The 9,106-nt window shown below is 63.5% G+C and carries 8 protein-coding genes; 6 read left to right on the top strand and 2 right to left on the bottom strand.

The features are described from left to right. The 4 genes from F757_RS0129565 to F757_RS0129550 all read left to right on the top strand — a co-directional run. On the top strand, positions 1–632 hold a 632-nt coding region (locus tag F757_RS0129565), incomplete at its 5' end, for a citrate/2-methylcitrate synthase (protein ID WP_027214486.1). Positions 633–852: 220 nt separating this feature from the next. Then, positions 853–3,450, top strand: coding sequence for a Fe/S-dependent 2-methylisocitrate dehydratase AcnD (gene acnD / locus F757_RS0129560; protein WP_027214485.1), 2,598 nt, complete (start codon positions 853–855; stop codon positions 3,448–3,450). A gap of 27 nt (positions 3,451–3,477) precedes the next feature. Beyond that, a complete protein-coding gene (gene prpF / locus F757_RS0129555) occupies positions 3,478–4,659 on the top strand; it encodes a 2-methylaconitate cis-trans isomerase PrpF (protein ID WP_027214484.1) in 1,182 nt (393 codons plus the stop codon). A gap of 366 nt (positions 4,660–5,025) precedes the next feature. Next, on the top strand, positions 5,026–5,556 hold the full coding sequence (locus F757_RS0129550) for a hypothetical protein (RefSeq protein ID WP_027214483.1): 531 nt from the start codon (positions 5,026–5,028) through the stop codon (positions 5,554–5,556). A 25-nt stretch (positions 5,557–5,581) separates the two neighbouring features. On the opposite strand, the gene copM is transcribed toward F757_RS0129550, so the two are convergent. Both copM and F757_RS0129540 read right to left on the bottom strand, forming a co-directional pair. Further along, positions 5,582–5,980, bottom strand: a complete 399-nt coding sequence (gene copM / locus F757_RS0129545; RefSeq protein ID WP_027214482.1) for a CopM family metallochaperone — start codon at positions 5,978–5,980, stop codon at positions 5,582–5,584. A gap of 41 nt (positions 5,981–6,021) precedes the next feature. Next, positions 6,022–6,228 carry a heavy-metal-associated domain-containing protein gene (locus F757_RS0129540; RefSeq protein ID WP_027214481.1) on the bottom strand — a complete coding sequence of 69 codons (207 nt, stop codon included), beginning with the start codon at positions 6,226–6,228 and terminating at the stop codon, positions 6,022–6,024. Between the two features lie 246 nt (positions 6,229–6,474). Here F757_RS0129540 and F757_RS0129535 point away from each other — a divergent pair, with 246 nt between their 5' ends. Both F757_RS0129535 and F757_RS34355 read left to right on the top strand, forming a co-directional pair. Next, on the top strand, positions 6,475–8,052 hold the full coding sequence (locus F757_RS0129535; protein WP_027214480.1) for a tetratricopeptide repeat protein: 1,578 nt from the start codon (positions 6,475–6,477) through the stop codon (positions 8,050–8,052). A 317-nt stretch (positions 8,053–8,369) separates the two neighbouring features. After that, positions 8,370–9,106, top strand: a 737-nt coding sequence (locus tag F757_RS34355; RefSeq protein WP_035467649.1) for a phage late control D family protein, incomplete at its 3' end; no start/stop codon positions are given.

Genomic DNA, 9,106 nt, shown 5'->3' with positions numbered 1-9,106 from the left:
CTGAGCCGCCGAAGTCGTGGGTCGATGCCATGCATGTGTCGCTGAACCTCTACGCCGAGCACGAGTTCAACGCGTCGACGTTCACCGGCCGCGTGATTGCCGGCACGGGCTCCGACATCTACTCGGCCATTACCGGCGCGATCGGCGCGCTGCGCGGGCCGAAACACGGCGGCGCGAACGAAGTCGCGTTCGAAATCCAGTCGCGCTACCAGACGCCGGACGAAGCGGAAGCGGACATTCGCAAACGCGTCGGGAACAAGGAAGTGGTGATCGGCTTCGGGCATCCGGTGTACACGATCTCGGACCCGCGCAACAAGGTCATCAAGGAGGTGGCGAAGAAGCTTTCGAAGGAAGCGGGCAACAACAAGTTGTTCGACATCGCGGAGCGGCTCGAGTCGGTAATGTGGGAAGCCAAGAAGATGTTCCCGAACCTCGACTGGTTCAGCGCGGTGTCGTATCACATGATGGGCGTGCCGACAGCGATGTTCACCCCGCTCTTCGTGATTGCGCGCACGGCTGGCTGGAGCGCGCACATCATCGAGCAGCGCATCGACAACAAGATCATCCGGCCGAGCGCCAATTACACCGGGCCTGACGATCTGCCGTTCGTGCCGCTCGCGAAACGCGCTTGAGTTGTACTTTTTCGCGGCAGATTGCGCCCCGCGGCCGGGGCGCGATTAGAGCCACAGCCCCGATTCAAACCGGCCTTGAACCGGGGCCGTGCATTGACAGCCGCGAGCTACTACGCTGACACGCCTGACCTGAACGCCTGCGCGCGCCCCGCTTGAAAAGGGGCGCTTCCATGCGCTGCGCGGCCTTTGTTTGCGCTCCATTACCGATTGTCGCCAAGCCATGAATACTGCCTACCGCAAACGCCTTCCCGGCACCGAACTCGATTTCTTCGACGCGCGTGCCGCCGTCGATGCAATTGAGCCGGGCGCATACGACAAGCTGCCGTACACCTCGCGCGTGCTCGCCGAAAACCTCGTGCGACGCTGCGATCCGGTCATGCTCGTCGCGTCGCTCAAACAGCTCATCGAGCGCAAACGCGAGCTGGATTTCCCCTGGTTTCCGGCGCGCGTCGTCTGTCACGACATTCTCGGCCAGACCGCGCTCGTCGATCTGGCGGGTCTGCGCGACGCGATTGCCGCGCAGGGCGGCGACCCGGCGCTCGTCAATCCGGTGGTGCCGACGCAACTGGTGGTCGATCACTCGCTGGCAGTCGAATGCGGCGGCTTCGACCCCGACGCGTTTGCAAAGAACCGCGCGATCGAAGATCGCCGCAATGAAGACCGCTTCCATTTCATCAACTGGACCAAGCGCGCGTTCCGCAACGTCGACGTGATTCCACCGGGCAACGGCATCCTGCATCAGATCAATCTCGAACGCATGAGCCCGGTCGTGCAGGTCAAGGACGGCGTGGCGTTTCCCGATACGCTGGTGGGCACCGACTCGCATACGCCGATGGTCGACGCGCTCGGCGTAATCGCAATCGGCGTGGGCGGACTGGAAGCGGAAAGCGTGATGTTGGGCCGCGCGTCCTATATGCGGCTGCCGGACATTGTCGGCGTCGAGTTGACGGGCCAGCCCGCTGCGGGCATTACCGCAACCGACGTCGTGCTGTCGCTCACCGAGTTCCTGCGCAAGGAAAAGGTGGTCGGCGCATATCTGGAGTTTTTCGGCGAAGGCACGGCGAAGCTCACGCTCGGCGACCGCGCGACCATCGCCAACATGGCGCCCGAATTCGGCGCGACGGCTGCAATGTTCCATATCGACGGGCAGACCATCAAGTATCTGAAGCTGACCGGCCGCGACGACGCACTCGTGAATCTCGTTGAAACGTATGCGAAGCACACCGGTCTGTGGGCCGACAGCCTCGCGCACGCGCAATACGAGCGCGTGCTCAGATTCGATCTTTCGACGGTGGTGCGCACGCTCGCCGGGCCGTCGAATCCGCACAAGCGCCTGCCGGTATCGGAACTGGCTGCACGCGGCATCAGCGGCAAGGTCGAGAACGAGCCGGGCCTGATGCCGGATGGCGCCGTGATCATCGCGGCGATCACGAGCTGCACGAACACCAACAATCCGCGCAACATGATTGCCGCAGGGCTGCTCGCGCGCAACGCGAACCGGCGGGGACTGACGCGCAAGCCGTGGGCCAAGACATCGCTCGCGCCTGGGTCGAAAGCCGTCACGCTCTATCTCGAAGAAGCGGGCTTGCTGCCCGAACTCGAGCAGCTCGGCTTCGGCGTGGTCGCGTATGCGTGCACGTCGTGCAACGGCATGTCGGGCGCGCTCGATCCGGCCATTCAGAAAGAGATCGTGGAGCGCGATCTGTACGCGACGGCTGTGCTGTCCGGCAACCGCAACTTCGACGGCCGGATTCATCCGTTTGCAAAGCAGGCGTTTCTGGCTTCCCCGCCGCTGGTGGTCGCGTATGCGATTGCGGGCACGATTCGCTTCGACATCGAAAAGGACGTGCTCGGTGTGGACGCCGCAGGCCATGCGGTCACGCTGAAGGACATCTGGCCGTCGGATGAAGAGATCGACGCGATCGTCGCTTCAAGCGTGAAGCCCGAACAGTTCCGCAAAGTGTACGAGCCGATGTTCGCCGTTTCCGTGGACACGCAAGAGAAAGCCGACCCGCTCTACGACTGGCGGCCGATGAGCACCTACATTCGCCGTCCGCCGTATTGGGAGGGCGCGTTGGCCGGTGAGCGCACGTTAAAGGGCATGCGTCCCCTCGCGGTGCTGGGCGACAACATCACGACGGACCACCTGTCGCCCTCGAACGCGATCCTGCCGGACAGCGCAGCGGGCGAGTACCTCGCCAGAATGGGCCTGCCCGAAGAGGACTTCAATTCGTACGCGACGCATCGCGGCGATCACCTCACGGCGCAGCGCGCGACCTTCGCCAATCCCACCTTGAAGAACGAGATGGTGATCGAAGACGGCAAGGTCAAGGCCGGCTCGCTCGCGCGCATCGAGCCCGAGGGCAGGATCACGCGCATGTGGGAAGCCATTGAAACGTATATGGAGCGCAAGCAGCCGCTCATCGTGATTGCGGGCGCCGACTACGGCCAGGGTTCGTCGCGAGACTGGGCCGCCAAGGGCGTGCGCCTCGCGGGCACGGAAGCGATTGTCGCCGAAGGGTTCGAGCGCATTCACCGCACGAACCTGGTCGGCATGGGCGTGTTGCCGCTGGAATTCAAGCCCGGCGTGAACCGCCTGACGCTGGCGATAGATGGCACCGAGACCTTCGACGTGATCGGCGAGCGCAAGCCGCGCGCGGACCTGACGCTCGTGATTCATCGCAGGAACGGCGAGCGTGTGGAAGTGCCGGTGACGTGCCGGCTGGATACGGCAGAGGAAGTCTCCATCTACGAAGCCGGTGGCGTGTTGCAGCGCTTCGCACAGGACTTTCTGGAGTCGTCGCAGGCGGCGGCTTGATCACCCAACAGTTCAGGACACTCTTTCATGGCGCACCAACCGCAGATCAGAATTCCGGCCACTTACATGCGTGGCGGCACGAGCAAAGGCGTGTTCTTCCGCTTGCAGGATTTGCCCGACGCGGCGCAAATGCCGGGCGCGGCGCGCGACGCGCTCCTGCTGCGCGTGATCGGCAGCCCCGATCCGTACGGCAAGCAGATTGACGGCATGGGCGGCGCGACGTCGAGCACCAGCAAGACGGTGATTATCGACAAAAGCAGCCGGCCCGATCACGACGTGGATTACCTGTTCGGCCAGGTGTCGATCGACAAGCCGTTCGTCGACTGGAGCGGCAACTGCGGCAATCTGTCCGCGGCGGTCGGGCCGTTCGCGATCAGCGCCGGTCTGGTCGACGCCAGCCGCATTCCGCGCGATGGCGTGGCCATCGTTCGCATCTGGCAGGCCAATATCGGCAAGACGATCATTGCCCACGTGCCCATGACAGGCGGCGCGGTGCAGGAGACGGGCGACTTCGAGCTCGACGGCGTGACGTTTCCGGCGGCCGAAGTGCAGCTCGAATTCATGGACCCGGCCGCGGAAGAGGAGGGTGCGGGCGGCTCGATGTTCCCGACGGGTAATGTCGTCGACGATCTGGAGGTGCCCGGCGTCGGCACGCTGAAGGCGACCATGATCAACGCGGGAATTCCGACCATTTTCGTCAATGCGCAAGCAATCGGCTACACCGGCACGGAGTTGCAGGACGCCATCAACAGTGACGAGAAGGCGCTTGCAAAGTTCGAGACGATTCGCGCGCACGGCGCGCTGCGCATGGGGCTGATCAAACATCTCGACGAGATCGCGACGCGCCAGCACACGCCGAAGATCGCGTTCGTTGCGGCGCCGGCCGATTATGTGTCGTCGAGTGGCAAGCAGATTCACGCTGGCGACGTGGATTTGCTCGTGCGGGCGATGTCGATGGGCAAGCTGCATCACGCAATGATGGGTACGGCGGCGGTGGCCATTGGCACGGCGGCGGCCATTCCGGGGACGCTGGTCAATCTTGCGGCCGGCGGCGGCGAGCGCGAGGCCGTGAGGTTCGGGCACCCGTCGGGCACGCTGCGAGTCGGGGCCGAGGCGGCGCGAGTGGGTGGCGAGTGGGTGGTGAAGAAGGCGGTGATGAGCCGCAGTGCACGGGTCCTGATGGAGGGGTGGGTGAGGGTGGCGGGCTAACGCGGCGGCCGGCGCTTTGCCTCTGTACGCTGGCGGTTCAGGTCGGCGCACAGGGGACCGCTTTTATCAACGATCAGGATGCCGATGCAAAAAACCGCGTCTTGACGGGCGTTGTGCGAGCCGGTGAGTTCATCGGCCGCTTCGGATGGAGGACGCGCCCTGACAATTGCGCGTTATCGCGACCTCACGGGCACACTTCGCGACCATTTAGCCCGCCCAGTTGACTGCCAGTGCTCCTGTACTCGCTATAATCGTCAGCCTATTGAGGCACGCTCGATGACCAGGTCTGATAGCCTGCGATCATAACCGCGCCGTTCGTCAACTCCGGGGTGCGGGCGACCCACTGAAGTCTTAAAGAGATCGCAAATGAGTAGGAAAAAACAGCCGCCGCAAGCCGATTCTCGCCCGCCTGTCGACGCTCTTCAGTACGAGAAGCTCGCCTTATCGGCTTTTCATCTCTGCGATCGGCAGATGAGCAAACTGAGCACGCTGGTTACGCTCGCGTCCACGATATGTAGGAATCCTGCCGTCACGAGCGAAGAGCGCGACCAACTGCGGGCCGCGCTTGCATTGCTGGCGAGCACTGGCGAGCAGTACCGGCAGGAACTCGCATGTGACCGCGAACTGTTCCAGGTGATCGCGCTCGATGCCAAGGGCGTCGCCAGCAAGCGCATTACGGCGAGCCACGCGGCGCGTCTCTTGCAGCAGGCCGCGAATAGCGGCGCCGCGCGAGCGACAGACTCAGGCGGCGCGAGCCTGCAAGCGGCGCCCCTGGACGACGAGGTGCGCGACGCGCCGGGCGACACAATGAGCGACGAAACGCGCGACGCGGTGCGCGACGAAATGAAGATCGACGAAATGGAAGCGGGTCCCGGCCCAGGCGTCACCCGGCACTGAGGCGGTCCGGCGGCGTCAGCGAAGCCTACTTCGCGCCGTGCTTCGCCTGCCAGCGTTGCATGAAGCCAATTTCGTCGTGCTGCGCCTTGATGATGTTCCGGGCCAGACGTTTCAGTTCGGGGTCCTTGCCGTACTTCAGTTCCACCTGCGCCATCTCGATCGCGCCCTGGTGGTGCGGGATCATGTGCGCGACGAAATCCTTGTCCGCGTCGCCCGTGTAGGCCGGCGCGCTCATGTCGTTCATCATCCTCTCGTCGGCGGCCTTGAAGGCGGGCGTCGAACCGCCCGAGCCGGCCTCTGCTGACGCCGGCATGTCCATGCCGGGCATGGACGCCATGTGTTGCGCCTGAACGGGCATGGCCGCGACCGCGCATGCCACGCCGCCCATCATGCACAGAGCACGCAACGCTGACAGTTTCTTCATGATCAATTCCCGTTTGGAAGTTATGTAAGGTGAGATCGGGGTTATTCGTTTCGCGCTGACGGATGAAATCCCGCCGCCTCGATCGCATCCCTCAACTGTGTGGCTGGCAGCGTCGATGTGATCTTGACGATTTTCGTCGCCACGTCGATGTCCACCGTTGCGGCCGGATCGAGACCGGCGATTGCGCGAGTGATGGAGTTGGCGCAGCCGCCGCACGACATATCCTGAACCAAAAATTCCGTTTCCATTTCCATTCTCCTGAGACAAATCTCAAGGTGATCTTGGACCTTCCCACGGGGGTAAGGTCAAGTCCGAGCCAGGGCGTGTTTGCGCATTTTGCTGACGCCAATCTGCGCCCGCGATTGGGAACGGTCCTACACAAGCGGCCGCACCCGACATTGATAATGCGGCGCGGCTCACAGTGCACCGCGGCGTTTGCAGCCTGCGCTATTCAGAGTCCCCCGGTTCATTCACGCAGACCTCTTCTCGCGATCATGCAAAGCCTATCCCCGGTGTCATCAGAAACTATCTCGCTGTGGTTCGAAGAGGCGCAGGAGGCGCGCGTCGCCGGCCGGCTCGACGCGGCGCAGGCGCTCCTCGACCGGATCATTGTGCATGATTGCGCTCACGCGGGTGCGCTGTACACACGCGGACTGGTGGCGCTCGCGTTGGACCAGTTGCCGTTGGCGCAGCGCTGGATCGAGCGCGCCATCGAAGTGGAGCCGCAGCCGCCGTTCTTCGACATGCTGTGCCTGATCAAGATCAAGCTGCGCATGTTCGCGGGCATCGTGGAAACAGCGAGAGCGGGGCTTGCGCTTCAGCCCCAGTCGCTTTCACTTCACTACTACCTGGGCGTGGCGCTGCAACTGCAAGGGCGTGCGGAGGAGGCCGCATCGGTCTATCGGCGGTTAATCGAGCTCAAGCCCGACTATGCGCAGGCGCATGCGAACCTCGGCGTCGTCGTGAAAGAGCTTGGCTCGTTGAGCGAAGCCGAGCAGCACATCAGGCAAGCCATGACACTCGACCCCGCGAATCGCGGCGCGCGCGCGAGCCTTGGCCAGGTGCTGCTCGCGGCCGGCCGCTATGAAGAGGCCTGGCCCTACTTCGAGGACCGCTCCGCCAATTTCGTCGATGCCAACGGCCAACCCGCTTTGGCCACGCTGCCGCTGCCGTTGCCGCAATGGAAGGGCGAGCGCCCCGGGCTCGTGGGCGGCGCGCATGGGTTGACGGCCGGTGGCGCGCGTTTGCTCGTGTTGCCGGAGCAGGGCCTCGGCGACAGTCTGCAATTCGTGCGTTATCTGCCGCTCGCGCTCGAAAGCTTTGCTCAAGTGGGCTATATCTGCCCGCCGCCGTTGCGGCGGCTTTACGAGGAGTCTTTGTGCGCCCGCTGGCCGGGCCTCGTGATGCTCGACGACGTGATGCCCAACATCAGCAAATGGGATTGGCAATGCCCGTTGATGTCGTTGCCGCTTGCATTCGGCACGCGCCTCGACAACATCCCGGCCGCGCCATATCTGCACTCGCAACCGCAGCGCTCGGCCGACTGGCGCGCGAGGCTCGAGGCGTTGCCGCAGCCGGACCTGCCGCGCGTCGGCGTGGTGTGGGCCGGCGGTCACTCGGCGCTGAGCGAAGACCGCGCGCGCAGTCTGACGTCGGCGCAGTTCGCGCCGCTGTTCGCGTTGCCCGGTGTCCGCTGGATCAGCTTGCAAAAGGCCGACGACCTTGGCAAGCGCCCGAGCGCCGCAACGAAAGCTCGTGTCACCGACTGGATGGACGAGGTCGTCGACTTCGCGGATACGGCGGCGATTATCGACAACCTCGACTTGGTGATTTCGGTCGACACGTCGGTCGCGCATCTGGCCGCGGCGATGGGCAAGCCGGTATGGCTGCTCAATCGCTTCGCGGGTTGCTGGCGCTGGTTGCGCGGTCGCGAAGACAGCCCGTGGTATCCGGGCGTGCGGATTTTTACGCAAGCGCAGCAGGGGGAGTGGGCGGAGGTGATTGAGCGGGTGGCGGTTGAACTGGAGCGGCGCTACGGGCTCAACAGCATGTATGCGTCGTTTGTGCGGTAGGTTGGGGTGGCATTGCGCGGAGGGTTGGGGGGCGGGGGGCACGCGCGGGTGCGGTTGAGGCGACTGATCTGGCCGTCTATTTCGCCCGTGTTTTGCTGCGGGTGTTTAGCACGCAATTCCTCTCAAAAACAGATTGGGCGGCCGGCAATTGTCATCAACTGGTTAAAAACAACATGCTTTTCGGTGCGACGCGGGTACCACTTCACTCGCACTTCAAAGGCGGGTAACGTACTCCACCCAATACCCGATTGAGCACGCAGTCGGATCTCATGCCGGGCAGTTAGCAAGCACTGCTGATCAGATGAGGAGAAGCGCAGATGGCAGACCCGTATGACGAAGCGAGGAAGTTCGTATCCAGTGTGACGACCATACCGGGACGCCAGGCGTATTTCCTGGACGTGCCGGGTACGGACAGCGCGGCGCAGCTCTCGGTCGTGTCGTTCGAGGCTTCCGAAGAGCTGGGTGAACCGAACGTCGTACGCGTCGTAGTGACCCATCCGGGACAGCTTGTTCGTGCCGATTACCTGAGCCGCGACGCGGTGTTCAGGATCGTGCCGGACGATGCATTGCCGAGGCAATTCTCGGGCTACATCGAGCAGTTCTCGACCATCCAGACGAGCCGCGACTGCACGCGGTACGAGATCGTCATCAAGTCGTATTTCGGACGGCTTGCGGCCACCGCCAACACCCAGATCTATCAGCACCAGACCACGCCCGCGATCATTGCGGCCGTGCTGCGGCGCCACGGCCTGAGGGAGCACCAGTTCTCGTTTCGCCTGAGGCGGCAGTACCCCAAGCATCTGTTCCGCTTCCAGTACAGGATCGACGACCTCGCGTATGTGCAGATGCTCATGCAGAAGGCGGGCATCTACTGCTATATCGTGGAGACCGAATTCGGCGATATGGTGGTGTTTTGCGACGATATCGATCACTACCTCTACGATCCGCAACTGGTCGTGCCGTATCGGGAAACAGCGGGCCTTGAAGCGGGCGGCGTGGAAGCGCTCACGTCACTCAGGACCCATACCGTAACGGTGCCGGCATCGTTCGTGGT

Origin of the sequence: Burkholderia sp. WSM2232, from assembly GCF_000472545.1 — a bacterium.
GTDB lineage: Bacteria > Pseudomonadota > Gammaproteobacteria > Burkholderiales > Burkholderiaceae > Paraburkholderia.
Note: the sequence above shows the minus strand (reverse complement) of the source record. Positions and strands in the feature narration are given on the sequence as shown.